25 protein-coding genes and 1 riboswitch are annotated in these 25,530 nt (G+C 36.2%); of the genes, 4 read left to right on the top strand and 21 right to left on the bottom strand.

Annotated features, from left to right (window positions below; all coding sequences use genetic code 11):
• Positions 1-89: 89 nt before the first annotated feature.
• From LGQ02_RS08340 to LGQ02_RS08320, 5 genes are all read right to left on the bottom strand, one after another.
• A complete protein-coding gene (locus LGQ02_RS08340) occupies positions 90-527 on the bottom strand; it encodes a DUF2663 family protein (RefSeq protein ID WP_226517724.1) in 438 nt (145 codons plus the stop codon).
• A gap of 68 nt (positions 528-595) precedes the next feature.
• Positions 596-874 carry a hypothetical protein gene (locus tag LGQ02_RS08335; RefSeq protein WP_226517723.1) on the bottom strand — a complete coding sequence of 93 codons (279 nt, stop codon included), beginning with the start codon at positions 872-874 and terminating at the stop codon, positions 596-598.
• Between the two features lie 50 nt (positions 875-924).
• Complete coding sequence (locus tag LGQ02_RS08330) at positions 925-1,515, bottom strand: CPBP family intramembrane glutamic endopeptidase (RefSeq protein ID WP_226517722.1); 591 nt, start codon at positions 1,513-1,515, stop codon at positions 925-927.
• A gap of 541 nt (positions 1,516-2,056) precedes the next feature.
• Positions 2,057-3,589 carry a RecQ family ATP-dependent DNA helicase gene (locus LGQ02_RS08325; protein ID WP_226517721.1) on the bottom strand — a complete coding sequence of 511 codons (1,533 nt, stop codon included), beginning with the start codon at positions 3,587-3,589 and terminating at the stop codon, positions 2,057-2,059.
• A 5-nt stretch (positions 3,590-3,594) separates the two neighbouring features.
• Positions 3,595-4,650: a YpbB family protein gene (locus LGQ02_RS08320; protein ID WP_226517720.1), complete on the bottom strand. Its 1,056-nt coding sequence runs from the start codon at positions 4,648-4,650 to the stop codon at positions 3,595-3,597.
• 250 nt (positions 4,651-4,900) lie between these two features.
• Between LGQ02_RS08320 and LGQ02_RS08315 the strand changes: the two genes are divergently transcribed.
• Positions 4,901-5,149 carry a ferredoxin gene (locus LGQ02_RS08315; RefSeq protein ID WP_226517719.1) on the top strand — a complete coding sequence of 83 codons (249 nt, stop codon included), beginning with the start codon at positions 4,901-4,903 and terminating at the stop codon, positions 5,147-5,149.
• 159 nt (positions 5,150-5,308) lie between these two features.
• Here the strand turns inward: LGQ02_RS08315 and LGQ02_RS08310 are convergent, their stop codons facing one another.
• From LGQ02_RS08310 to LGQ02_RS08300, 3 genes are all read right to left on the bottom strand, one after another.
• Positions 5,309-5,956: a Crp/Fnr family transcriptional regulator gene (locus LGQ02_RS08310; protein WP_226517718.1), complete on the bottom strand. Its 648-nt coding sequence runs from the start codon at positions 5,954-5,956 to the stop codon at positions 5,309-5,311.
• Positions 5,957-6,020: 64 nt separating this feature from the next.
• Positions 6,021-6,728, bottom strand: a complete 708-nt coding sequence (locus LGQ02_RS08305; protein ID WP_226517717.1) for a FadR/GntR family transcriptional regulator — start codon at positions 6,726-6,728, stop codon at positions 6,021-6,023.
• 282 nt (positions 6,729-7,010) lie between these two features.
• Positions 7,011-8,072 carry a M14 family metallopeptidase gene (locus tag LGQ02_RS08300; protein ID WP_226518260.1) on the bottom strand — a complete coding sequence of 354 codons (1,062 nt, stop codon included), beginning with the start codon at positions 8,070-8,072 and terminating at the stop codon, positions 7,011-7,013.
• A gap of 306 nt (positions 8,073-8,378) precedes the next feature.
• Between LGQ02_RS08300 and LGQ02_RS08295 the strand changes: the two genes are divergently transcribed.
• The gene (locus LGQ02_RS08295; protein WP_226517716.1) at positions 8,379-9,050 is read left to right on the top strand and encodes a SurA N-terminal domain-containing protein; all 672 of its coding nucleotides are present in this window, start codon (positions 8,379-8,381) and stop codon (positions 9,048-9,050) included.
• An 88-nt stretch (positions 9,051-9,138) separates the two neighbouring features.
• On the opposite strand, the gene LGQ02_RS08290 is transcribed toward LGQ02_RS08295, so the two are convergent.
• From LGQ02_RS08290 to LGQ02_RS08275, 4 genes are all read right to left on the bottom strand, one after another.
• Complete coding sequence (locus LGQ02_RS08290) at positions 9,139-9,699, bottom strand: cob(I)yrinic acid a,c-diamide adenosyltransferase (RefSeq protein ID WP_226517715.1); 561 nt, start codon at positions 9,697-9,699, stop codon at positions 9,139-9,141.
• Positions 9,671-11,005, bottom strand: a complete 1,335-nt coding sequence (locus LGQ02_RS08285; RefSeq protein WP_226517714.1) for an ABC transporter ATP-binding protein — start codon at positions 11,003-11,005, stop codon at positions 9,671-9,673. Before LGQ02_RS08285 ends, LGQ02_RS08290 begins: the two co-directional genes overlap by 29 nt.
• A 70-nt stretch (positions 11,006-11,075) precedes the next feature.
• Positions 11,076-12,140 (bottom strand): FecCD family ABC transporter permease, encoded by a 1,065-nt coding sequence (locus LGQ02_RS08280; RefSeq protein WP_404802387.1) that lies wholly within the window; start codon positions 12,138-12,140, stop codon positions 11,076-11,078.
• The gene (locus LGQ02_RS08275; protein ID WP_226517713.1) at positions 12,103-13,050 is read right to left on the bottom strand and encodes an ABC transporter substrate-binding protein; all 948 of its coding nucleotides are present in this window, start codon (positions 13,048-13,050) and stop codon (positions 12,103-12,105) included. The genes LGQ02_RS08280 and LGQ02_RS08275 overlap by 38 nt, the downstream gene beginning before the upstream one ends.
• A 178-nt stretch (positions 13,051-13,228) precedes the next feature.
• A riboswitch (cobalamin riboswitch) is annotated at positions 13,229-13,415 on the bottom strand.
• Between the two features lie 137 nt (positions 13,416-13,552).
• On the opposite strand from LGQ02_RS08275, the gene LGQ02_RS08270 reads away from it, so the two are divergent.
• The gene (locus tag LGQ02_RS08270) at positions 13,553-14,071 is read left to right on the top strand and encodes a MogA/MoaB family molybdenum cofactor biosynthesis protein (protein ID WP_226517712.1); all 519 of its coding nucleotides are present in this window, start codon (positions 13,553-13,555) and stop codon (positions 14,069-14,071) included.
• Positions 14,072-14,463: 392 nt separating this feature from the next.
• On the opposite strand, the gene LGQ02_RS08265 is transcribed toward LGQ02_RS08270, so the two are convergent.
• From LGQ02_RS08265 to LGQ02_RS08225, 9 genes are all read right to left on the bottom strand, one after another.
• Positions 14,464-16,227, bottom strand: coding sequence for an ATP-binding protein (locus LGQ02_RS08265; protein ID WP_226517711.1), 1,764 nt, complete (start codon positions 16,225-16,227; stop codon positions 14,464-14,466).
• Positions 16,224-16,943 carry a response regulator transcription factor gene (locus LGQ02_RS08260; RefSeq protein WP_226517710.1) on the bottom strand — a complete coding sequence of 240 codons (720 nt, stop codon included), beginning with the start codon at positions 16,941-16,943 and terminating at the stop codon, positions 16,224-16,226. Before LGQ02_RS08260 ends, LGQ02_RS08265 begins: the two co-directional genes overlap by 4 nt.
• A gap of 773 nt (positions 16,944-17,716) precedes the next feature.
• Positions 17,717-18,901 carry a c-type cytochrome biogenesis protein CcsB gene (gene ccsB, locus LGQ02_RS08255; protein WP_226517709.1) on the bottom strand — a complete coding sequence of 395 codons (1,185 nt, stop codon included), beginning with the start codon at positions 18,899-18,901 and terminating at the stop codon, positions 17,717-17,719.
• Positions 18,885-20,570 (bottom strand): cytochrome c biogenesis protein ResB, encoded by a 1,686-nt coding sequence (gene resB / locus LGQ02_RS08250; RefSeq protein WP_226517708.1) that lies wholly within the window; start codon positions 20,568-20,570, stop codon positions 18,885-18,887. Before resB ends, ccsB begins: the two co-directional genes overlap by 17 nt.
• 12 nt (positions 20,571-20,582) lie before the next feature.
• Positions 20,583-21,110, bottom strand: coding sequence for a thiol-disulfide oxidoreductase ResA (gene resA / locus LGQ02_RS08245; protein WP_226517707.1), 528 nt, complete (start codon positions 21,108-21,110; stop codon positions 20,583-20,585).
• An 88-nt stretch (positions 21,111-21,198) separates the two neighbouring features.
• The gene (locus LGQ02_RS08240) at positions 21,199-21,918 is read right to left on the bottom strand and encodes a pseudouridine synthase (protein WP_226517706.1); all 720 of its coding nucleotides are present in this window, start codon (positions 21,916-21,918) and stop codon (positions 21,199-21,201) included.
• Between the two features lie 359 nt (positions 21,919-22,277).
• On the bottom strand, positions 22,278-22,808 hold the full coding sequence (locus LGQ02_RS08235) for a spore maturation protein (protein ID WP_226517705.1): 531 nt from the start codon (positions 22,806-22,808) through the stop codon (positions 22,278-22,280).
• Positions 22,809-22,813: 5 nt separating this feature from the next.
• A complete protein-coding gene (locus tag LGQ02_RS08230) occupies positions 22,814-23,404 on the bottom strand; it encodes a nucleoside recognition domain-containing protein (RefSeq protein WP_226517704.1) in 591 nt (196 codons plus the stop codon).
• Entirely contained in the window at positions 23,397-24,545 is a 1,149-nt protein-coding gene (locus LGQ02_RS08225) for a D-alanyl-D-alanine carboxypeptidase family protein (RefSeq protein ID WP_226517703.1), read from the bottom strand. The genes LGQ02_RS08230 and LGQ02_RS08225 overlap by 8 nt, the downstream gene beginning before the upstream one ends.
• A 212-nt stretch (positions 24,546-24,757) precedes the next feature.
• On the opposite strand from LGQ02_RS08225, the gene LGQ02_RS08220 reads away from it, so the two are divergent.
• Positions 24,758-25,477, top strand: a complete 720-nt coding sequence (locus LGQ02_RS08220) for a DUF421 domain-containing protein (protein WP_226517702.1) — start codon at positions 24,758-24,760, stop codon at positions 25,475-25,477.
• Positions 25,478-25,530: the final 53 nt, after the last annotated feature.

Here is a 25,530-nt window from a genome sequence, read left to right as displayed (position 1 = left end):
AAGACAAGCCCTCGGGAAAGCGTCCGTCTGAAGTGAAGTTCACACTCATCATTCGGAATTTCACATCATATTTGAGTTATGAAATTGATTCATTTATGAAATAAATTGACATCGTGTTTATCCTTCATTTCATGAAACCTTACTAAGACCTCCTCTTTTTCAGAAGTAGGCCAAATATCAGATAAACGATCAATTGTCTCTTCTAAAAGTTCTTCATAATCTTTCTCTGCTTTATCTAATTTGTCTTTTTTAGTCTTCATATAATAAAAGCTCACTGATAATATTAGAATTAAAAATAATAAGATCTGATCTGATAAAACATGAGTTAAATATGCTTGGACATTTTTTGTATAAATAATTGAATAAGCACCATACAAAATAACTGCAAATAATAAGCTAAAGAACACATACCCTGCTTTCGTTAAGCGGTCTTCAGCCTTTTGTTCTTTTTGCTTCGCTTCAATCAATGCTTGTTCAACAACTTCGTGATACTGGACTATACTTCGTGAATCGGAACTTCCTCGCATATACATACCACCTTTCATTTAAAGATTAGTACATTATATGCAAGGCTAGTATGTTATACGTATTTCTTTTAGAAGATTATTTTATCTGCCCAAAAAGGGTAAGTGAGTACAAATGTTACTATCAAAAAGAACAATACAACTAATACTCTGACTAATGGGTAGTTAACTCGTTTCTTTTTGTTTTTTCTATGCCTATTTTCTTTTTTGCTAACGCGTGATTGATGGACATCTTTACGTGAAGGTAAATTTAAAGCATCAATGGACTCATTGTCAATATGATTACTTTCAGATTGCTCTTTTATCGGTTCAGATGTTTGATGTTCAAAACGCGATGATTTTTTGACCATATTCGTTCACCTCGATATTTCAGTTGGATAACTCCTTAAATCCGAACTTGTTATCCGTTCTTTATAATTTTTTTATATACTCCTGTTCTTATGAATACGCCTAAAATAAAGTCAATGAGGAAATGAGCGATAATCACTGAGATTAAGTTATTCGTATAGTAATAAATTGCACCTAAAACAAAACTTAGGAAAATTGTAAACATAAATAGAAATAATTTGTTCATATAACGAAAATGAATGATTGCAAATATGAATGATGCAATGACGATCCCAAAGTTTGTTTGTAATACACCTCTAAAAAGTAATTCCTCAGAAAAAGCTACAGTAAATGACAGGAAAGCAATATGACCTACAGATATATTCTCAAAAATTCTTTGATTAATTCCCCCATCATCAAACCAGTCTGTAGGCAATATCTTTATACAGATCACCTCGATAATCACAATGACAATTCCTGCAATTACACCAATAGCAACATCTGTTACATTCCAATCAATAAAGTGAAGTGGGGCGAACCATTGACCAAAAAATATTCGGCTTAACCCTAAGCCGATAATAAGTATGATTACTTGTGTTAAATAGAGATTGATAATCAATTCACGATCTGAAAGTTTTTTTACAATTTCAGCTTGTTTATTCACATTTTCCCCCCCCGATATTCGTTAACAAGGTAATCAATTTCATAACTCAAATATGATGCGAAATTCCGAATGATGAGTGTGAACTTCACTTCAGACGGGCGCTTTCCCGAGGGCTTGTCTTCAGCTAACTTAGGCTTGACGACTCTTCGCCTAAGTGGATCTTCAGACTGCGCTGATCCTCCGGGAGTCGCCGCCTTTAGTTACGTTCACCTCTATACAAAACTTTGCTTTTCGCTAAAGAGATTCTTCGTAAGCGAAGTGTGCTTACATAGAAGCTCTTATGCTTTAGTGCAAGTCCTTATAATAAACTTCGGCTAATTTCGATCCACGTCCTGTGATCAACGCCGAAGTCACCAACGAGCGTTTCCCCCACGAGTATTCTTCAAGTTGTCTCGACGGATCATACCACGAAGCAATGCTAGCAGAGGAAGAGACAGGCCTAGTGGAAGTAAACCTTAGTTGACAAATAATACGTACATTTAATGAAAAAGTTATAATATTATTCGTTTCATTACGCATAAAACGTAATTATGAAATTGATTCAAGGTGTTAAAAATATATTTTCAAGTTCTTTTTCCCATATAGAATAATGGAAATCTTGCTTTTCTATTGGTACGTACACGTCACGATCGATGTTTTCATCATTTATAAGCTCTTTTTTTGTATTACAGTTCGAGCAACAAATCTTTTGCTCGGAAGTGCTTTCCCCAAAATAATGCAACAAATACTGCCTGAGACAGCCATCAGTGTTAGTGAAACGTTCATATTGCGCAAGCCGTTCTAGCTTCTCACTTGATCTTTTAGCAAACCTTTCGTTTAAATCAGATAGAACTTCAGTTGTTAAATTGTCAGTGTTAATCATATTGTCCTTCACAATTGATTCCTGTTCTAAATAATATTGTATCATTCGCCATAGCGTATCATCGATTTGAAAGACTTCTTTGATTTCTTCAACATTGACATACTCTCGATCAGCTAATAAGCTGCCATACCCTTTATAGAACCACGTGTTTAGTTCATTTTCAGTAGGAAATTCACGTTCAATAAAACTAATCGGCAAAAAACGGTCCTCGATCGACAAAATAGATACAGCTGTACTGTTTTGTCCCCCTCTTCCTGCACGGCCAATTTCTTGTACATATTGTTCAATCGAAGATGGCATGTACATGTGAATAACCGAACAGACATTGCTTTTATTAATTCCCATACCAAATGCGTTCGTCGCCACAATCCAATCTAATTCATCATTTAAAAACTGTCTTTGAACGAGTAGTCGATCTTCTTTCGTTAAACCTGCGTGATAATAAGCTATTTTTCTCCCATATGAATCCTTAAGTATGTTATTCATTCTTTCTGCTTCATTTCTCGTCCCTACATAGATGATCCCTGGTTTCTTTAAGACATTCACCCAATTCATTAACTTGTTATCTTTTTCTTTTACATTTTCTCCATGGTCCATAATTATGCTAATCTCAGGTCTGTTCACTGAATGTCGATGAATAGCAGGGTTGTTCATTCCTAAATGCTCAATAATATCTACTGCGACCTTTTTAGTGGCAGTTGCCGTTAAAGCAACACATTGCGGGCTGTTAAGCTTTTTTATGACTTCTCTTAGACGTAAATAGTCTGTTCTAAATTCATGCCCCCATTGTGAGATACAGTGTGCTTCATCAATTGCAATGAGACTTATCTTATACCTTGATAAAACTTGAAGGACATATTCATTTGATAACATTTCTGGTGAAATAAAAACTAATGCATCATCTTGTAAGTTATGTAATGTTTCTTTGCGTTCTGCAAAGGATAAAAGGCTGTTTAGTTGAACAACTCTTTTATCTCCAGATGCTCTTAATTGATGAACTTGATCTTCCATCAATGATAGTAATGGCGACACAACTACAGTCATCCCACTTAACAACAACGAAGGAAGTTGGTAACATAACGTTTTCCCTGTTCCTGTTGGTAAAATTCCTAAAACATCTTTTCCACGAAGAATTTCTTTAATTACTGCTTGTTGCCCTTTGCGAAATGACTTATAACCAAACTTTTTATAAAGAATCTCTTCAAGGTTCATTTTGTTCATTCCTTTTCTGCAACAGTGAGGGCTAAGCGAAGTTGAAAATAGGAGTATTGATTTCCAAAATATTCTTTTAACACCCTTAGCTTTTTTGTCTTTAATTTTTCCGCAGCATCATTAATTTGTTCGACTTGTTCGATCTTAATATATGTGTTCACCGGAAAATCAACATCATAAATAGCCAGTTCGATGATATGGTCTTCAATCGTACTTCTTTTTAAATGTCTTATCTTAGCTACTTCATCTATCGAATGTGACATAAGTAAATGATTCGTTATACTCGCAGTCTCCGTTATACTATTTAAACGCTGAGTTTTGGGCAATAATAATTTTAAGGCAGGGGATCGTTGTTCATTGGATTGGACCATTTGTATGATTTTGTGAATAACTCCGAAGAAGGTTAGTTTCGTATGTAATGAATCACCTTTAAAATGGTTAGACAACTGAGTAAATGTCTGGCCAGTTTTGTCCGTAGAAGTTAGACGTTGTACAAACAACCAAGCTTCAAGGTCGGAAACGTTTTTTAAAATTGACCGTAACTCTTTTAAAAGCTGCTCACTATAATCTTTTGGTGATCGTACTTCATTTAACAAGATCGACTTTACATGTAATTGCGTATCTTTGTTATAACTTACAGGTATAAACCGATTGTTTCCTTTTATAAAAAAAGCACATGTTTGTACCATTAAGGAGAGCCTGTCCCAATATTGGACGGCATAGTCATTCCATTCATATTTTGCTCCGTTGTAATCATCGGGTAATTTATATGTTTGACCGTATTCGTTAAGCTTTTTCTTACCATTGTCTGTAAGCCTTGCGTGGTTTGGCTTGTCAAAGTGAAACCAGCCATGTTTCTCGCCTTTAATAATCATTTCGTCAAAAGAAGCTTTTTCAATTAATTTCAAGGTTCCAACATAAGGTGAACAACGAAAAAGGTGGGCATCTTGTATTGTCTGAAAAGATTTTTTACCACTTAATAAATAGTACACTCCAGTAAGTGAGCGTTCACTTCCAATCCGGTCAATTACTTTCAAGCATAGCCATTGCATCATACTCATAAGGTTTCCCCTTTACTGCCAAGTTCTTATCTATATTATAAAAAGGTTTGAACGTGGAATCTAGTTTTATTTAAAAACACAAAGGGATAACTTTTCAACCATATTTTTATTGAAAAGTTATAAAGGAACATTTACAATAAAAGTAGTAAGAACTTTCTTCACAATAAAAATGAGTTCTTTACTGAGCCCTTTATGCATAAATAGAGAGAAGTAAAGGGAATCTATATTTATTATTGGGAGGTTATTTGTTATGGCAAAGTACACAATCGTAGACAAAGACACTTGTATTGCATGTGGCGCGTGTGGAGCTGCAGCACCAGACATTTATGATTATGATGATGATGGTATCGCGTGGGTAATTTTAGACGATAACCAAGGTACAGCAGAAGTTCCAGAAGAATTATATGAAGACATGGAAGATGCTCTTGATGGTTGTCCTACTGACTCCATTAAAATCGCTGATGAGCCATTTGATGGAGACGCACTTAAGTTTGAATAATATTCAAAACTCAGCTTAGCGCTAAGTACTTAATTACCGTTATACTATCGGTCATAAATATTATAAATTTTGATAGTATAAAACATTTAAACCACCGATGTTCTCGGTGGTTTTTCCTTTTTCCTCTAATTACAACTTGGAAAGGATTAACGTATGAACCTAAATCTCCATCATGTCTATATGAAGAATAATTCTATCTTTCTTTATTTCTACATACTCTTCCTTTTCCCATTTCTTCAATTGACGGCTTACTGTTTCCCTAGTCGCACCAATAATGTTCCCGATCTCTTGGTGAGTTAAACGTACTGTGTTGCCTTGCGTTTCTTGTAAATGAGCCATGGCCCCTTTCAACCTTGATTCAACATTTAAAGAAAGAATTTCATTTAATTTCTTTTGTAAATAATGAATCTTTTCGTTCATGACCTTTATGATCTTAATCGATAACTCGGGTTGATCTAGGATTAATTGTTCAAATGCACGCACAGGAATACAAAGCACTGTCACATCTTTCTTTGCAGTTGCAGTGCCAGGGTATGGTGCATTATCGAAAAAACCTGTATGAGGAAACATTTCTCCTTCTCCTAATACATTAATTAAACTTTCTTCACCCGTTTCCGTTAATTTACTGATTAGAATGGTTCCTTTACCAAGCAAATATATGTATTTTCTTGTTTCTCCTTCTAAAAACAACACTTCTTTATCTTTTAACTCTTTCTCGTGACAAAGGTCCATTAATTGTTCAATCTCACTTTGTGTGAAGCCTTCAAAAACCGTTGTTTCAGAAAGGTGCTTTTCCCATTGTCGCAAACTTTTCGCCCTCCTATAATTACGTATGAAAAGCCAGACCATAATGGAGTCTGGCTTTTGACCATTAAGTTTCTATAAATAATTCGTTTTCAACCCCAATAATATGTTCTAACATTTTCTCAGAAGCTAATGAAGAATTCTGCGCTTTAATTGCCATATATATCGCGAAATGTTCTTCATATAATTGGTCCATTTTTGTAGCATTGGAATAGATGAAGAGTTGACGAGCTTCCATCATTGACTCTTTCATTGTCCCTGAAATGGTAGCCATCAGTTTATAAAGCATGTCATTTTTTGTTGCCTTTACAACTGCCATATGAAAATCGATATCGTTTTTTTCTCCGTATTCTCCATGACCATTTGTTTTCTTCATTTCACTTAAAATATTCTCAAGTTGTTTCAAGTCCTCTTCACTGCGGTTTTTAGCGGCTAATGATGCTGCTCCAGATTCATTAAGCTTTCGAATCTCAAAGAGTTGCCTTAGATCATCTTTTTGGAGAACAGCTGGAATCATATCAGAGGTTAAATCAAAGTTCGTTTTTTTTACAAACGTTCCTTCACCTTGTCGTATTTCAATTAATCCCATGGCTTTTAACGCGCTTAGAGCTTCACGAATTGCAGAACGGCCTACATCAAAGTCCTCTGCTAGTTGTTGAACAGAAGAAAGGCGGTCACCTGGTTTATACTTTCCGCTTTTAATCATTTCAGTTAAACTTTCTGCGACGATTTCGTATATTTTTTTCGTTCGGACTTGCTTGATCACATCCGCCACTCCTTTGACCTCGACAAGTACGTATCAGCTACTCACATGCCTTTTCATTGCATCAACTTGTTACGCATTTTCATTGTATTATATATTTAGATTGTACCTTTTAATGATCCAAGTTTCAATTTAATCTTGGATCTTCTAATAAGAGGCATGCGCCACAGAAGATGGATAGGCCCAGTGGGGGGATAAACGACATTACACTATTAATAGAGAAGTTGCGTTCTATTTGTTTCTCCAAGACTATCAACAAAACTACAAAGTAAAAGTATAAGAAATTAAACCATTTTATAATAGTAAACCTTCTATTGCTAAGAGGGTGTTGTTAGACCAAATTTCTCCATAAGCATGAAATGGCAATGGATTTGTTCCTACACCGACTTCAATTGTAAATCCAGGTCGTCCTGTTTCTTGAATAAACCAATCTTTGTAGCCAGCATCACTATCAGCTGTACGAACTGGAAGGTATGAACTTTTTAATGAAAGGCGATGTGCCATTGTTTTACTAACTTCAGGTTCTAATTCTCGATAACCCCAATAGATCAGTTGACCTTGGGAATGAAAGGTTAATACATGTGTGAAGTCATGTTGTTTTGTTAATCGATAAATCGTTTTTGCTTCTGGTTCTGTTAACGGTTTTATCCCACTATAATGACGTGGCCAAGCCTGGCTTGGGCTTTCATCAGCTTCGATCTTCCATCCAGCAGGCCATTGGTGATTTAAGTCCACTCCTCGAATATTTGCAGACCAATGATCGAACGTATTACTTCCTTTATTTATTTCCTTAACCACCCCGTAATAAGGGTGAGCCTGATAATTTCCTTGCTGGACAAGTAATATACCATCAGGATTAACCATTGGAACAATATATAAAGTAATCTTTTCAAATAATTCTTTTACATTTAGGTGTTTATATTTTTTATTGAAAACAAGGGCTTCAATTATGTCATCCGCCCATTCTGTTAAAAACTTACTCGTCATCCATTCATTCGAATGCCATCCTCCTGAGTAGAATATTTCGTTTGCACCTGTTCCAATCTTCACCATTTGAAGTGGAAATTTCATCACACTATAGCCGATATTTTCGCAAACGACGCTGTTATGATTATATTTTTTCCATTTATTCATATACTTCTCTACATCAAGCGGCGAAAACTCTTTTAGGCATTCCCCACGTTTTTCTTTTATTTCCTCTAGCTTATTCGATGTTGGAATATAAAGCGTGTTACCTGGTTGTATATAACTTCTTTCATCAAAAAGTTGAGGGTTCAAATTTAAAAGTTCACGAACTCGTATATTGTGTTGATAGGCAAGGCGATGTAATGTGTCTCCAACTTTAACGTTATACATGTCCAAGCTTTAATCACACCTTTCATTTTTATCTACTATATGAAAAATGATCATCAAACATGTTTTTAGCTATGATAAATATGAAAATTCTCTCGAAAATCATATAGTTCATAATAGTTATTATGTTGTCCTATAAATTAGTGTAAAACATGTATGACATTGACATTTCGTTTTGTTCTCGCGCATTCGTCCATAATTTTTTACAATTACAAAATTGAAATTTAATCTTCTTCTATGTTAAAGTGGTAAGTAATGTTATAAAATTTACATCTTAACATTGGTATATAAGAAAGGTGGATGTTTTGAATGAAACATATCAAGCGGAATTTTCTGCTTGCGATCTCATTGATGACTGTCTTAGCATTAGCTGCATGTGGTGATGGTGAAGACAACGGTGAAGCAAGCAACGGGAGTGCTGATGGAGAAGCAGCAGCAACAGTTAACGGCGAAGATGTTCCAATGAGCGAAATCGACCATCAACTAAATCAACTTCAAGATTTATATGCTCAACAAGGGTTAGACTTTGAAGATGAAGAAAATCAAGAATTACTTAACCAAATGCGCCATGGGATTTTAGAAGAGTTAATTACTCAAAAAATCTTGCTACAAGAAGCTGAAAACCATGACATCGAAGCATCTGAAGAAGAAGTAGACCTTGAGTTCGAACAAATTAAAGGTAGTTTCTCAGAAGAAGAATTTGAACAAGCATTAGAAATGCAAAATTACACAGAAGAGTCTTTAAGAGCTGAAATTCGTGAAATGATGAAAGTACAAGAGCTTCTCTCTTTAGATCATTTAGACGAAACAGAAATTGAAGTTTCTGAAGATGAAATGAGAGATTACTACGACCAATTAGCAATGCAAAATGAAGAGCTCGGTGAATTTGAAGAAGTTCAAGATCAAATCGAAACACAACTTAAACAGTCTAAATATCTTGAAAAATTACGCGAATCAGCAGAAATTGAAATCCACATTTAAGGTTAAAAGCTGACTCTTGATGGATATATACTAAAAAACACGCACAGATGTGCGTGTTTTTATTTTCACCTTACTCTAGTTACTGTTTTTACGAGAAGACATCTTTTCCTCTCTCATATAAAACATCCTTCGTCCCCAAACGATAGTTAATAACTCTCGCTGCAGCAAAAAAATAGTCAGATAATCGATTTACATATTTTACTGCTACTGGAGGCAGTGTCTCATCTTCATCAATTTTTAAAAGGGTCCTTTCAGCTCTTCTAGTTACAGTACGACAAACATGAAGGTGTGCTGCTGCCTGTTGTCCACCTGGTAAAATGAATTTTGTAATATCAGGAGACTCTTGACAATAATGATCAATTTTCTCTTCAAGGTCATTCACATATTCTTCTTTTGTTGCCCAATCTACTTTGCCTGTTACATTTGCCAAATCTCCGCCTAAATCGAATAATTCATGTTGAATTTTTAGTAAATCATTTTTTACATCTTGTAAATCTTTGCGATCGGCGATTTCAGCTACTGCCACACCAATAAAGCTGTTTAATTCATCTATAGACCCATATGCTTCTACTCTTTCATGAGTTTTCTTCACTCGTTTTCCAATAAGCTGTGTTTCCCCTTTATCCCCTTTTTTCGTATAGATCTTCACGCACATTCCCCTTTCTTTCGTTCATATTACAGGTTGCTTTAATTAAGAGATTCTTCACATTCATTAGTAATTCCTCTTCATTGTTATTATCTTTTTTCTTTTGTTGACTAGAAACGATTAAAATGTCTGGCTCTATTTCGCTCTCACCTTGACTTCTTGACAATATTTTTGTAAAGCTCATCAATAAGCGAAAGAATACATAATCCTCAATATACGTGTCTAAAAAAGCAGCTACCATTTGCACACGCTTCTCTTCATCATATAAAACAACCATTTGCGTATCATTATGAAAAGAGATGTCACTATGAAGCGTTTGTTTATCATTATTTGGATAATAGGTATAATAGCCATTTTTCATATTCTTAATATTCAATTCGGTTTTTCTTTTATAAATGGAAAAAACTTTTTTCCACGTCATTCCAGATAAACGTTTATTCGTTGATAAAATTTTCGTATATGTTGAAGACTCGACTCGAATAAGATGATCTTCTTCAATCATTTGATAAATGCTATTTATCGATGGTTGATGATACGATTTGGGTTGAAATGTAATTAATGGCTTCGGAACTGTCGGATGGTCTTGTTTTTTCAATTCGATCCCGTACACTTCTGATAAAACTTCTTCATCTAAAACATGATTCGGGTCATTGACCGTTCTTTCTTCCCCGTCTTTTAAAAGTAAAATTTCATCACAAATCAAACTGGCCATATTTAAATCATGAAGAACTGCTATTACCGTTAACCCCTTCTTTTCAGCTAAATCTTTTATTGAATTCATTAACTCAATTTGATATGAAATGTCTAGATGGTTCGTAGGTTCATCGAGCAGTAAAATCGATGATTCTTGCACTAATGCTCTAGCAAGAAACACTCGTTGTTGTTCACCACCGCTTAAAGAAGGAAGTGGTGTATTCATGTCGCTTTTTAACCCTACTAATTCAATCATCTCTTCTACTTTTTTATTGTCATCTACATCATAGAAATGGAAAATCCCTTTCTTATGAGGGTATCGTCCCATTGCTACAACATCTTTTACAGAATAAGAAAAAGAACTCTCTGGCTGCTGTGGTAATAAGGTCATCTTCCTAGCTAATTCCTTACGCGAGTAATCACTGAGACTCTTCCCATCAATGTCGATCTCACCTTGATGTCTTTCTAGTACACCTGTGATTAACTTTAACAATGTTGTCTTCCCGCAACCATTAGGCCCTAAAATACCAAAAAATTGACCCTTGTTAACTTGAAAAGAGAGATCTTTAATGATTGGCTGGTTGTAACCTCCTGTTAAATTTTGAACCGTTAACATAACGAGTCTCCCTCCGTGACTTCGGGTTTCCCTATGGATTTAGCCGAAGTTCCTTACTTCTAGTGTATTTTTATCTCTGATTCCTTTTTTTATTTAATAAAAGAATACCAAAGACAGGCGCACCTATAATTGCAGTAATAACACCGATTGGTAGTTCAGCTGGTGCTATGACCGTTCTAGCAATAATATCTGTTAATATAAGAAATGAACCTCCAAAAATCGCAGAAAGCGGTAGCAAATGCTTATGATCTGCACCAAACAACAGCCGTACTAGATGTGGTATAACAAGGCCGACAAATCCAATTGTCCCTGATACAGCTACAGCAGATCCTGTTAATAATGAAGCCGCTAAGAGTAAAACAACTTTTTTTCTTTCTACATTAATTCCTAGATGGTGTGCGGATTGTTCACCAAATACAAAAGCATTTAACTCACGCCAGTGAACCATTAAGAGAATAAGTCCAAGTACAAAAAAAGGAAAAATGATATACACATAAGACCAACCACGCATACTTACTGAGCCTAATAACCAATGGATGATTTGTCGAAGCTCATCCCCACTTAATGCGATTAATAATGATAAGAGAGCACCTAAAAATGAGCTAAAGATAATTCCAGTTAAAATAATCGTCTCTACCGCTAATGTGTCTTGAACAGACCTTGCAAATAACAAAACTAACATTAATGTTATGAAACCTGCAATGATCGCTATTACTGGTAATGTTAAAGCTCCTAACAGTGGTAGTGATAATCCAAAATATAAAACAGATACAGCACCGAGAGCAGCCCCCGAAGAGGCACCGAGTGTATAAGGATCAGCAAGTGGGTTTCTTAAAAGGCCTTGAAAAGTAACTCCGGCTAGTGCTAGTGATGCTCCAACCAAAAACGCTAATAGAACTCTAGGTAGCCTTATTTGCAAGACAATATGTGTATTCATTGGAGTTTCTGCCTCTAAGACTCCTCCTAAAGGCAGAATACTTTTTATACTTACCCAAACATCGTAAAACGTAATTGTTGCACTTCCACTCAAAATGCCACCAATAAGGACCAAACATAAAAAGACAAGTGAAAAAACGTATGCGAATATAACTCTTGAATTATTGTTCATATACGTCTGGGTAAATAAGTGACGCAAGTTGTTCGACCCCTTCGATTAACCTCGGTCCTTGACGAGAAATGATATTACTATCAATATCCAAAATTCTTTCATTTTTTACCGCTTCGACCTCTTGCCAAGCAGACCTTTCAAGAATTTCCTCTTTACTATTTTCCATATAATAACCATATGTAGTGACAATCACATCTGGATTAAGCAACACTGCATCTTCTTCTGTATATTGAACCCAACCGTTTTCTTCTACGACATTTTCAGCCCCAATTATCGTCAATATTTCATCAAAAAATGTCCCTTGTCCTGTCGTATAAATTTCAGGCGCAGGTGAAATTTCAACCCAGACACGCTTTACATCATCTTCATTAATTGTTTCTGCTTTCGTTTTAACCGTATCTAGCCTATCCTGCATGTCTGCTACTACTTCTTGCGCGATATCGTGTTGTCCAATTACTTTACCAACATTTTCAATCGTCTCATAAACACCTTGAAAATCATTGGCATCATTTGCAACATAAACAACAATCCCGGCTTCTTCCATTCGGCTTACAGCTTCAAGATCATTAATGGCAGAAGCTAAAACAACATCCGGCTGTAGCGATAATACTTTTTCAATATCAATCGTCATATCACCAACAGTAGGTAAGTCAGTCACTTCAGGTGGGTAATCATCATTTCCTGTTACTGCAATTAACTGATCCCATCCGTCAATTCCATAAATAATTTCTGTATTACTTGGAATAATTGAAATGACTTTTTCTGGCTTTTCATCGATGACGACTAGCTCTCCTCTCGCATCTTCAATTTCAATAGGAAAACTCGTATCTTCTACATCGTTGGTTAATTGCTCATCTTCATTCAAATCCTCTGTTTGACAAGCTGTAAAAATAAGAATACATAATAAGAAACTCAATGGATAAACGTACTTTTTCATCTTTTTTCCCTCTCTTTTATTCATTAATTTCGTAAATCATTTCATAGAACACTTACCAATTGCTATTTACCTCTTAATATAAAGAAAACGCCCCCAATACCTTGGGGGCGCGAGAATCAAGTTAAAAGATACACAAAAACAGAAAAATGTACCTAATAACTGCTTCACCTTTTCCTCGAAGGTATTTCCAATTAAGGCAGGTCTCCTGACTTACGCATGACGATGCCCTCTTCCTTCCCATCAATTAAGACAGTGGCAAATAGAGACATCTAGCGCTTACAGTGGCGGGACCGTGCCGGAATTTCACCGACTTCCCTTTTAACATATCATTCTCAAATGATATGACCTTAATGTAGCAGATAGCTAAACAATATAAATGATTTACATATTCATTATACACAAAAATGGGTATTTGCAACACCATTTTTCTTTTTTCTACAAACCAACAAATATTTGTGAAAGCGCTCAAAGGGTTGTAATATATTATAAAGGAGGCGATCAAATGAGTGTACATGAACATAAGTCAGAAGCTCCAAAGAGTGTTGCGTGCAACGTTTTAACTGTTTCAGATACACGTACGAAAGAAACCGATAAAAGTGGATTATTAATGAAGCAATTTCTTGAAGATGGAGGGCATCAAGTCGTAAATCACACAATCGTAAAAGATGATTACATAGCCATTCAAGAAAAAATTCGTGAGGCAGATCTTGACGAAAATGTACAAGCGATTTTAATTAACGGTGGAACAGGAATTACGTTTAGAGATACAACGTTTGAAGCTACTTCAGCGATGTTAGATAAAGAATTACCTGGATTTGGTGAACTGTTTCGTTATTTAAGTTATGAAAAAGATATTGGATCAGCGGCGATGCTCACAAGAGCAATTGCAGGGGTAAGAGGTACAACAGCTGTCTTTTCAACACCTGGGTCATCTGGAGCTGTGAAATTAGCAATGAAAGAACTAATTATTCCAGAGTTAGCTCATGTCATCCGAGAAATTTATAAGGATATAAGAAAGTAGCAAGCGCCTATGCACACGAGTGACAAGCACTGGAGGCCCGGCAAGAAGAAGTCGCTCTATCAAGACTTCAATTGACGGGGCGAAGTGACCTCGAGCGAAGCTACGGCATTGAGTTTGCTTCCTTGCAGCTTTGCGACGAGTAAAACGAAGTGACGCAGGAGTCAAGTAGGCGCGTAGCTGTCTCTTCCTCTTCTAGCTTCACTTCGAAGCTTGATCCGTCGAGACAACTCGTAGCTTATTCGTGAGGTAGCGCTCGTCGCTGAGCTAGACATCTACCTAGAGCTGAAATGTAATACTTTCTTACTTTTTCAAATAAACAAAGGGGCATTGCCAATTGTGGCAAGCCCCTTTGTTCCTTATGAAACAAGATTATTCTTACTCATCCGTCATAATTATTCAGACTCATGCGGTATGAACACAGAAAATGTCGTACCTTCGTTCACTTTGCTGTGAGCTGACACCTTTCCGTTATGCGCTTCGACAATATTTTTCACTATTGCTAAACCAAGCCCAGTTCCCGATCTCCCTCTTGTTCTCGCTTTATCAGCTTTATAGAAACGTTCGAATACAAATGGTAGATCTTCTTCTGGAATGCCAGAACCGGTATCTTCGACATCAAATTTAATGCCATTATGATAAGGATCAAGCCTTAATGTAACTTTACCACCTTCAGGGGTATGACGAATTGCATTATCAATTAAATTCGTCAACACTTGTTCTAACCGGTCAGAATCTGCAGTGATTGGCTTTTCAATATCTTTAAGTTCTCCAGATAGCTCTATTCGATGTTCTTTAGCAACACCTTGGAACTTTCGTAAAATACGTTGACCAAATTCATTGATTTGTATTTCTTCTGTATTTAATGTAATATGACCTGCTTCCATTCTCGCAAGGTCAAGCAGTTCATTAACTAATCTTCCCATTCGTAACGATTCTTCATAAATAATTTGTGCGAGTTCGATTTTCTCTTCTTCTGAAGCTGCAATACCGTCAATAATTGCTTCACTATATCCTTGAAGCATAGAGATTGGGGTTCTTAATTCATGTGAGACATTTGCAATGAAATCTTTACGTAATTTATCATGCAATCTCTCTTCAGTCATATCTCTTAAAACAGCTACTGCCCCTCGAACATCAATTCGGCCATATAGTGGAGTCATTAGAACAACCCAACTTCGACCTTGAATATCAACTTCTGTCATTTGCTCTTTTTCTTCCTCTACAACCTTTTCGAACAAGTTTTGTAACTCCTCCGGCAAATGTCCAGATTCTTCAACTTCGTATCCTTGTTCATAAAGCCATGCACTAATAAATTCGTTAGCTGGTGGGTTTGTTACCATTACTGAACCACCACGATCTAAAGTAATAACGCCATCAGCCATTGAACTCAAAATACGAGAAAGTTGTTCTTTTTCTTGATTTAATGCTGTTAAGTTCGTATTTAAAGCTCTTGCCATGCGGTTAAAAGCAATCCCTAATAATCCAATTTCATCATTTGTTAAGATTGGCACTTTCGTATTAAAATTTCCTTTTGCGACTTCTAATGATGCTTTTCGCATCTTTCTTAAAGGAGCTGTAATTCTTGTTGTTAGAAAGAAAGCAAAGATTGTCGTTAATACAATCGCGATTCCCGCTGCTAAAAAGATAATATGTTTCGTTCGATTTGTCGCTTGTTCTACTTCATTAAGTGATTGATAAACAAAAATTGCACCCTCATTACCAACAGCAAATGTAACAGGTTCTCCTACGATTAATACATCTTCTGACATCGAGTAATTTCCTTGGGCCACAACCGATTCATTTTCAACGAAAACACGCGAAAGATCTCGATCTTCGAAAAAGACCGAGATTGGTAAGTCGTGGTCAGTTACGTCAGTTGTATTCCAATACTGTTCATCTTCCGTAATAATCACAGCTGTTGTCGAATAAGTTTCTGCAATATTTTCACTCATTGTTTTCGCTGCCTCAGTGGAATCGGCGTTTTCTAATAAAGATCCAATTAAAGTGGCATGATTTTTCAACTGGTCTTCTGCCTGAACGGTATGAAAATACTGGAAATATTGTAAAAGTAATATCATTAATACAGTTAGTACAACTGTTACTAGTAAGAGAATTGTAAGCCACAACTTACCGACCACACTACGCCATAACATCATTTTTCTTTCGCTACCTCAAATTTATAACCGACTCCCCATACGGTTGAAATCATATTCGCGGCCTCTGGTGAAACTTTACTTAACTTTTCTCTCAGTCGTTTTATATGTGTATCGACAGTTCTCAGATCTCCAAAGAACTCATAATTCCAAACATCTTTTAACAATTGCTCTCTTGAAAATACTTTGTCCGGAGCTTGAGCTAAGTAATGTAACAATTCATACTCTTTTGGTGTTAAATTAATAAATTGCTCATCCGCTGTAACACGGTGTGCATCATTGTCAATTGTTAAATGTGGGAACACTAAAACATCTTTCGTTGTTGTCTCTGTTTGTAAGAACTTTGTAGAAGACGAACGACGTAATAACGCTTTTACTCTTAGTACGACTTCTCTTGGGCTAAAAGGCTTTACGATATAGTCGTCAGTACCTGCCTCAAACCCTTGTACTCGGTTTGCTTCTTCCCCTTTAGCAGTAAGCATAATAACGGGTGTAGCTTTTTGCTTTCTCAATTCTTCACAAACTTCAATACCATCCATTCCTGGCATCATCAAATCTAATAAAATAAGATCATAGTCATTTTCAAGAGCTAGCTTTAATGCGATTTCCCCATTTTCAGCATCATCTACTTCATACTCTTCTCTTTCTAAATACATTTTTAAAAGGCGACGAATTCGATCTTCATCATCGACTACTAAAATTTTTGCGTCATTTGACATGTCATTTCCCCCTCAACTATTTTCACTATTAATCTTATCAATTATATTCATTTAATATTATTATTGTATCATGAATAATAAAATGATTGGTATATGAACCAATTTTATAATTCCTCTTATTAAAAATGATTAGAGTCTCAGAATTTATTTATCTTGATTTTTTAATTTGTACACTTTTGAATCAATTTCATATTTAAAAATAAGATGGGAAATTCCGAATGATGAGCGTGAACTTCACTTCAGACGGAAGCTTTCCCGAGGGCTTGCCTTCAGCTAACTTAGGCTCGACAACTCTTCGCCTAAGTGGATCTTCAGCTCGTTGTTCCTGCGATTACTCGTCACAGATAAACAGTGCTCCTGCGCCACTACGCTTGCTCGTCGCAGGTAAAGAGTGCTCCTGCGGTTACTCGTCGCAGATAAACAGTGTTCCTGCGGTTACTCGTCGCAGCTCGAAGCAGTTCGAAGAAGTATTGCTCGTCGCTGATCCTCCGGGAGTCGCCGTCTTTAGTTACGTTCACTTCGAAATAAAACGTACATTTAATGAAAAAATTTATCATATCATTCGTTTCATTGTGCAAAAAACGTAATTATGAAATTGATTTGTACACTTTTATTTGAACCTCAGTAGAGATACACTTCGCTTTCATCTTTAGGTACAAGCGCGACATCCATTCAAGCTTCATCGAGATTTATGAAATTCATTCATATGTTTCACATTTCAAAAAGAAAGCTGTATGACAAAGTATACAACTTTCTTTATTTACACTATTTACTTACGCATATGAATGTAAACCAGCAATAACGAGATTCACAAAAATTAAGTTGAACATAATTAAAGCAAATCCAATAACACATAGCCATGCACTTCTTTCTCCATGCCAACCTTTTGAAAGACGAAGGTGTAAGTAAGCGGCATAGAAAAGGAACGTAATTAATGCCCATACTTCTTTCGGGTCCCATCCCCAGAACCTCGTCCAAGCAATTTGCGCCCAAATCATTGCGAAGATTAGTCCACCGAGAGTGAAAATAGGGAAACCTATCGCAATCGCACGATAACTAATTTCATCAACTGTACGTGGATTAACACTTTTTACCAGTGGCTGCATAGCTCCACCTAGAGGCTTCCTTAATATTAGACGTAATCCATAATATAAGATAAGACCGCCAATGATTGACCAAACAACTGTATTTAAATCATTACTTCGAATGATTGCAGGTGTAGAAACTAAAGGAGAAAAGCGATCTTCTGTTAACAATTCCCCTTCATTTGGTCCAATCAATGCAGGCATAAAATATGTCATTTCAGCTTCAAAGTCATTTTCATTTATATAATGAAATTCCGCCTCATATCCTGCTGCATTAAAGCCAATGCCAATTAATATATACGCCACTGTACTTAAAACGCAAAACAAGATAAATTCGACGCCTTTTACTTTGTTCGATTTCTTCGAAAAATCGATTACGCGAATTAAATATAATAAACCACCCGCAAAACCTAGCGCTAGTATCCCTTGACCAATGGCGGTCGTGATAACATGAATCGTAAGCCAATTCGTTTGAAGTGCAGGGATAAGTGGCTGAACATCTCCTGGAAACATCGAAGCATAAGCAATAATTAACATAACAACAGGCATTGTAAACAATCCGAATAAATTAACTTTGTAAATCGGATATACAATGACAAACGCCAACGACAAGCAAATCCCTAAGAACGTTGTATATTCAAACATATTACTTACCGGAGCGTGTTCAACAGCAATCCACCTTACGATAAAGTATCCAGTTGCTGAGAGTAACCCTAGTACTGCTGTAATATATCCTAGAAGCGCAGCTTTATTTTTCTCTTCACCATGTTTATCTTTGAACTTCTTTCCAGTAATAGACACTGCAAAGAAAATTGTAGAAGCTAAGTAGAAGAAAAAAGCTACTAAAAGTAAGTTACTACTTGCTTGAACCATCCTTATTCACCTCATCTTTTTCACTCTTGCGGTTATCCTCTTCATCGGCTTGATCATCTGGCACTGGAATGAATGTTTCTTTCGAAATCGCTTCGAAGTCATTTTTCAACGCATGCCAGTTCTTATTCGCATGACCTGCTAGCCAAATTTCATTATCTCGATTTTGAAGCCAAATTCTACGGTGGTGCCAATAAGAACCTTGTACTAAACCAATCATAAAAATAACTCCACCAACAATGATAATTGGGATCGTACGGTCTCTACGAACAGTTAATGCTGTCACATTTAACATTTCTAAATCAACCATACGGATACGGTAATCATTGTCTCCATTGAGCTCCTCATTTACTTGAATTCCTATGAAACTAAGCTCACCACTATCTGTTTCTGGGTCGAGTTCAGGCGGGAATACTTCAAATATAAAACGCGGATTATCCGGGATACGATTTAATGTATCCGGCTCACGATCATCATTTATATAAAAATTTGGGAAGTACTCCATAATTTCAATTCGATAACCATTATCAAACTCATAAACATCTTGTGGATCATACAAATTGACATCAAATCGAACTTCTGATAAGTCTACATCTGTATTTCCATCAGTAGGTTCAATCGTAAATGTAAATTGTGATAACTCATTGAGCTTATAATCTACTTGATAGAGACCGAAGCCATCAAAAGTTAATGGGTCATTAACACGGATATCATAATCTTTAATTTCTTCAAGCTCCGTTTCAGCACCAACTGTGCCATTATCTTCCCTTTTTAGTAAAGTTGCCGATGTTTGGTACGTCTTTACAACAGGTTGACCTGTTCTCTCAAAAGCATCACGGTACCTTTCATCATCCTCATCATAATACTCAACGATAAATTCATTGTTTCGAAGAAAGTACTCTCCGTCTGTTCCTTTAACGACGACTTCTTCCCCTTCTCTCACCCAAATGTGCTCATCTATATACATTTCTGGGAAGAACCTTAACATTGCACCAATTAAAAAGATAATTAATCCGACATGGTTCACATACGGACCCCAACGGGAGAAACGCCCTTTTTCTGCAAGAATATTCCCGTTTTCTTCTCTTACTTTATACTTTTTACTTTTAAGTACTTGTACAGCTTTTTTAATTTCTTGATCTGCACCATCTACCTTAGCCGTTTTTTTGAAAAGTCGCTGCCTTTTCAAAAAACCAGTGTGGCGTGTAATTCTTTGTGTTTTTAATGCTCGGTATAATGGTACAACTCGATCAAGGCTACAAATGACTAATGAAACACCTAATGAAGCTATTAAGAGCATGTACCACCATGAGCTATATAAGTTATGAAACCCAAGTTGATAATATAATTTCCCTAAGGTTCCGTACTCTTGTTCGTAATAAATTGTCGCCCTTTCTCCAGGAGGGATATACATTTCTTGCGGGAATACTGTACCTAAGGCTGAAGCTATTAAAAGGATAACAATAATCCATATGCCTACTTTTACCGATGAGAAAAAGTTCCAAATTTTATCTACGATCGAGCGCTTATACGTCTGAGAGCGTCTTGCAACCCCTTCATAACGCATGTTAGCCAAATTACCTTCTTCTTCTATTAAAGGTTTACCACATGATTCACATAAATAAGTTCCATATGGGTTCACATGGCCACATTCACACTTCACATTATCCATCTCAATCCCCCACTAGCTGTTTGGAACAAGTGATTCAAGAGATTCTACAACTTGTTCTTCTGTTTTCGCACCAATTTGCCTTTTAATCACTTCTCCATTTTCATCAATTAAAAATGTCGCTGGCAAACTAACAACCCCATATGCATTACTTACTAGCATGTCGCGATCAATGACTATTGGGTAGTTTAATTCATGCCTATCGGTATGACTTTGAACTTGTAACGTTGCCTCATCGACATTTATTGCGATGATCTCAACACCTTTTTCTTTGAAGTCTTCGTAATGGTCTTTTAAATATTGCATTTTTGAACGGCAAAAAGAGCAATACGTCGCCCAAAAGTTTACATATACACCCTTACCTTGTAAATCAGCGAGCTCAATACGGTTTCCGTCAAGATCATTTAATACAAAGTTCGGTGCAATGTCACCTTGATCGACTAAACCACGTTCTTCTGAAAAATGACTATAAAATGTATAACCTATCGCAATGACCATCACTAATAAAATGACAGACCGGATGACTAACCTTCTTTGTTTCATTCTTCTCCCCCATTTATACATTTCAATAATACTATGTTAACACTATGCCGGTATAGTTTACATATGGATCAAATGGTAAATTTGAAAATTATGTGACACTTAGTTCACGTAATTGTTTCACTTCATGTGGCTTTAATACTCTGTACTCTCCCGCATTCAATCCGTGAAGATTTAAGAAGCCGTACCTTTCTCTTTTTAGCTTCATTACGGGAAATCCGATTGCATCAAACATTCTGCGAACTTGACGATTTCTCCCTTCATGAATCGTTAATTCAATGATAGAAGTCCCTTTCTTACGGTCAGATTTAATCATCTTTGCTTTTGCAGGAGCTGTTTTGCCATCATCTAATTTAATTCCCTTTTCTAACTTTTTAAGTGCTTGACGATCAGGAATTCCTTCAATTTTAGCAATATAGGTTTTCTGTATTTTAAACTTCGGATGCATAAGCAAGTTTGCAAACTCTCCATCATTCGTTAGTAATAGTAAACCAGACGTATCATAATCAAGACGGCCTATCGGATATATTCGTTGATCGGTTTCAATAAAGTCTGTAACCACTTTCCTCCCTTTATCATCATCCACACTAGAGATGACACCTTGTGGTTTATACAGCAAAAAATAAACAGGCTCTTCCTTTTCTAAAGGAACCCCGTTCACAACAACTTCATCATGGTTCGTATCTACTTTTGTCCCTAACTCTGTAACCGTCTTTCCGTTAACTTGTACTTTACCTTCAATGATCAATTGTTCTGCTTTTCTTCTTGATGTAATACCTGCTTGAGCAATAACTTTTTGCAATCGTTCCATGTGTACACCTCTTAAACATACTTTTTTTATACTTTCATTTGAACCCTAAATGGTCAAAATAAGCTGACAATAAATAAGACTTGATTAATACTTAACCTTAATAGCTACCCCTTCAATAGTGTCGACGAACATAATTTGCTTTCAAACGTTAATTTTATCTTTTTTTTTATAATTAAACAATACAAAACCCTCATTCCTTGTCGAAAAGGTGAGAACTGCATACAAAAACGGTCAGAAAACAAAAAAACCAATAAATGGTGGTTGCTGCACCATCTATTAGTTACATTTTTAATACCTATGATATTGTCTGTCATTTCTTCCGCTACAATAATTTTTAGCCTAACAAAACTTTATACTACTTACATAAACACTAAAGTTACAATGACAATTGAACTAATAACCCCAATGATATCAGCTAATAAACCGACCTTTAAAGCGTCTCCCATTTTCTTTATCCCAACAGCGCCAAAGTAAACAGTTAATACATAAAACGTTGTATCAGTGCTCCCTTGCATTGTAGACGCTAACCTTCCAATAAAAGAATCAGGTCCGTGAGTAGCAATTAAATCACTCGTCATTCCTAATGCCCCTGTACCAGATAGAGGCCGAATCATAGCAAGTGGGACGATTTCTGAAGGAACACCTAATGCATGTAAAGCTGGTTTAAATAATGAGATAAAAAATTCCATCGCACCAGATTCTCTAAAAACGGTAATTGCTACTAGCATCCCTACTAAATATGGAATGATAGAAAAAGACATTTGAATCCCTTCTTTTGCTCCATCGACAAACGTTTCATACGTAGGTACTTTTTTTAATGTACCTGCAACTAAGATTAGAGCAATCACTGAAGGGATGATCCATATGGAAATTGTCGTCACCCATTCCATTTATGTCACGTCCTTCTGCGCATTCGGCGGTAATAAAAGTAACGGTCTACAAGAAGAGCACCAATTGTTGAACATGTTGTTGCTAATATGGTTGTCCCAACAATTTCAGTCGGTGAGACAGAACCGTATTGCATTCTGATTGAAATGACAGTAGTAGGAATTAATGTAATACTAGCTGTGTTAATCGCAAGCAAAGTAATCATCGAACGGCTTGCTTCACTTCTCCCACCATTTAGCCGTTTTAACTCTTCCATAGCCTTAATCCCCATTGGTGTGGCAGCATTACCTAAGCCAAACAAATTTGCACTTATGTTCGATAATATATAACCCATTGCTGGATGATCTTTAGGAACCTCTGGAAAAAGCCTTGTAATGATCGGTTGCATCAGTCTACTTAATGCCCGTAATAAGCCTGCTTTTTCAGCAATACGCATTAAACCAAGCCAAAAGGTCAAAACACTGATGAGGCCGATACAAATCATAACGGCCTCTTTTGCTCCCTCAAATATCCCCTCATTCACCTTATCCATCGTTCCATTAATTGCTGCAAAAATAAACCCGATTAAAAATAAAGAAATCCATATAAGGTTAACCATTTGCTTTCACACCGGTTATCATAAATATTTTATCTTTCCACTTTTGAAAAAAAGACTTTTCTTCTGTTTTATCCTCAAGGTATTTTAACGGAACGACTCCTATAACCTCTCCGGAAATCTCAATTTGATATGTGCCTATAGGGTATGGGTGCCCCTCTCGTAACCAACGATCATCTGCAGGTGGTTTATATAGCAAGAGGCGAGTATCAATGTTATCAATTTCTGTTTCTGCAATGGGATATTCAAAACTGTATTCAGCGAGTAGTTTATCCTTATAATAAGCGTCTTTTACACGCTCAACTTTTCCTTCTTTCACGAGCTCGCGAACGTCAAATGTATTAAATCCCCATTCAAATAAATTCATGTGATCATGCCAGTCACTAGGCGCGTTAATTGTTACTGTAATTAAATCCATATCATCTTTCGTCGCAGTAGATACGAGCGTTCTTTTCGCTCTTTTCGTATAACCTGTCTTACCACCGGTTGAGTGTTTATATAGTTGAGTTAGTAATCGGTTTTTGTTATTAAAAACGCGATATCTTCCATCCGCTTCTGATCTATAAGTTTTAGTACCTGATATCTCGCGAAACTGAGGATTTTCCATCGCATACTTTGTTAAAACCGCCATATCATATGCCGTTGAATAATGCTCTTCATGATCATCTAGGCCATGCGGATTTGCAAAGGCTGAGTTTGTCATCCCAAGCTCTCTTCTTTTTTCCTCCATCATAAATACGAAACCTTCTAAGCTGCCTCCAACGTGTTCTGCAATTGCTACTGCTGCATCATTACCTGATCGAAGCATCAATCCGTAAACTAAATCCTCAAGTTTTATTTTTTCACCAGCAGTTAAATAGATCGATGAGCCTTCTGTACCTTCAGCATTTGCAGACACTTTCACCTTTTCATCCATTTCCCCTGATTCTATCGCTAAAATTGCTGTCATGATCTTAGTAATACTAGCTATTCTCATTGGCTGATGTGCGTCTTTTTCATACAACACCCTGCCACTTTCTTGTTCCATCAAAATTGCACCTACCGCAGACACATTACCTGGGTATTCTTCCGCATAAATATTTGTTGTTGTTAATTGGAATAACATAAAACATGTAATTATTATATAAATGCTCTTTCTTCTCATGTCTGCCTCCACTCTTTGTCTTTATTATCGTTTTCTCTGATTGCATTGAAAGCAACCATGTAGTACAAGTCTATGCTCGTCTAATCATGTTATGTCTATTTCATGATTGATAGACGATAGAACAATTAGTACCTTTCTGACAATATGGGATGAATAAGCTGTAAAACATTGTGAATTATAAAGACGAAGGAGTATGGAAAAGGGGATAGCAAATGGAGTTACCACAAGAAATTTTCATTGTAATCTTGCGAGTTGTAACAATACTGCCTTTATTACTTTTCGTTACATTATTCATGGGGAAACGAACGATCGGAGAAATACCTGTCTTTGATTTTTTAATCATTATTACACTGGCCTCTGTTACTGGTGCTGATATTGCAGACCCTAACGTTCAGCATTTTCATACGGTCGTTGCGATTATTGCAATTGCCGTTTTACAACGCCTCATTTCGTATTTAGCTACAAAATACCGAGCATTTGGTAGAAAAGTTACCTTTGAACCAACAGTCGTTATAAAAGATGGGAGTCTTATTTATCATAATCTCCAATCCATACGATTTACGATTGATAACATACTACAGATGCTCCGTGAAAAAGGGTTTTTTAATTTAAGTGAAGTAAAACTAGGGATCGTGGAGGCTAACGGAAAACTGTCCATCCATAAAAAAAATGAAAAGTCCGAAATAACAATTGAAGATTTAATCATTAAGAAAAAATCTTCAAGCTTAGCATATCCTATTATTATTGAAGGGAAAGTTCATTCTGACGTATTAAAGAGGCTTGGTAAAGATGTAAAGTGGCTACACTATGAACTATTAAACAGGAATATTTCAAAAACAGAAGAAGTATTATTCGCAAGCCTTAACGATGCAGGTGAGATTCACCTTTCTTTAAAAAATGAAAAAGAGAGTGGACCTTTGTTTTACCATTAAACGAAAAATCGTTCTCCTTTATTCAGCTAGTCGCCACTTATTTAAGGTAAAAC

Source organism: Bacillus shivajii, assembly GCF_020519665.1.
Taxonomy (GTDB): domain Bacteria; phylum Bacillota; class Bacilli; order Bacillales; family Salisediminibacteriaceae; genus Bacillus_CA; species Bacillus_CA shivajii.
This window is presented reverse-complemented; position numbering and strand designations above follow the sequence as displayed.

Excerpts from the sequence above, each read along its gene's own strand:
- LGQ02_RS08220 (WP_226517702.1), top strand. The coding sequence starts at position 24,758 with ATGGAGTTACCACAAGAAATTTTCATTGTAATCTTGCGAGTTGTAACA.
- LGQ02_RS08230 (WP_226517704.1), bottom strand. The coding sequence starts at position 23,404 with ATGGTTAACCTTATATGGATTTCTTTATTTTTAATCGGGTTTATTTTT.
- LGQ02_RS08240 (WP_226517706.1), bottom strand. The coding sequence starts at position 21,918 with ATGGAACGATTGCAAAAAGTTATTGCTCAAGCAGGTATTACATCAAGA.
- LGQ02_RS08285 (WP_226517714.1), bottom strand. The coding sequence starts at position 11,005 with ATGTTAACGGTTCAAAATTTAACAGGAGGTTACAACCAGCCAATCATT.
- LGQ02_RS08300 (WP_226518260.1), bottom strand. The coding sequence starts at position 8,072 with ATGTATAACGTTAAAGTTGGAGACACATTACATCGCCTTGCCTATCAA.
- LGQ02_RS08320 (WP_226517720.1), bottom strand. The coding sequence starts at position 4,650 with ATGAGTATGATGCAATGGCTATGCTTGAAAGTAATTGACCGGATTGGA.
- LGQ02_RS08340 (WP_226517724.1), bottom strand. The coding sequence starts at position 527 with ATGCGAGGAAGTTCCGATTCACGAAGTATAGTCCAGTATCACGAAGTT.
- LGQ02_RS08315 (WP_226517719.1), top strand. The coding sequence starts at position 4,901 with ATGGCAAAGTACACAATCGTAGACAAAGACACTTGTATTGCATGTGGC.
- LGQ02_RS08270 (WP_226517712.1), top strand. The coding sequence starts at position 13,553 with ATGAGTGTACATGAACATAAGTCAGAAGCTCCAAAGAGTGTTGCGTGC.
- LGQ02_RS08295 (WP_226517716.1), top strand. The coding sequence starts at position 8,379 with ATGAAACATATCAAGCGGAATTTTCTGCTTGCGATCTCATTGATGACT.
- LGQ02_RS08265 (WP_226517711.1), bottom strand. The coding sequence starts at position 16,227 with ATGATGTTATGGCGTAGTGTGGTCGGTAAGTTGTGGCTTACAATTCTC.
- ccsB (WP_226517709.1), bottom strand. The coding sequence starts at position 18,901 with ATGGTTCAAGCAAGTAGTAACTTACTTTTAGTAGCTTTTTTCTTCTAC.
- LGQ02_RS08275 (WP_226517713.1), bottom strand. The coding sequence starts at position 13,050 with ATGAAAAAGTACGTTTATCCATTGAGTTTCTTATTATGTATTCTTATT.
- LGQ02_RS08335 (WP_226517723.1), bottom strand. The coding sequence starts at position 874 with ATGGTCAAAAAATCATCGCGTTTTGAACATCAAACATCTGAACCGATA.
- LGQ02_RS08325 (WP_226517721.1), bottom strand. The coding sequence starts at position 3,589 with ATGAACCTTGAAGAGATTCTTTATAAAAAGTTTGGTTATAAGTCATTT.
- LGQ02_RS08235 (WP_226517705.1), bottom strand. The coding sequence starts at position 22,808 with ATGGAATGGGTGACGACAATTTCCATATGGATCATCCCTTCAGTGATT.
- LGQ02_RS08225 (WP_226517703.1), bottom strand. The coding sequence starts at position 24,545 with ATGAGAAGAAAGAGCATTTATATAATAATTACATGTTTTATGTTATTC.
- resA (WP_226517707.1), bottom strand. The coding sequence starts at position 21,110 with ATGAAACAAAGAAGGTTAGTCATCCGGTCTGTCATTTTATTAGTGATG.
- resB (WP_226517708.1), bottom strand. The coding sequence starts at position 20,570 with ATGGATAATGTGAAGTGTGAATGTGGCCATGTGAACCCATATGGAACT.
- LGQ02_RS08260 (WP_226517710.1), bottom strand. The coding sequence starts at position 16,943 with ATGTCAAATGACGCAAAAATTTTAGTAGTCGATGATGAAGATCGAATT.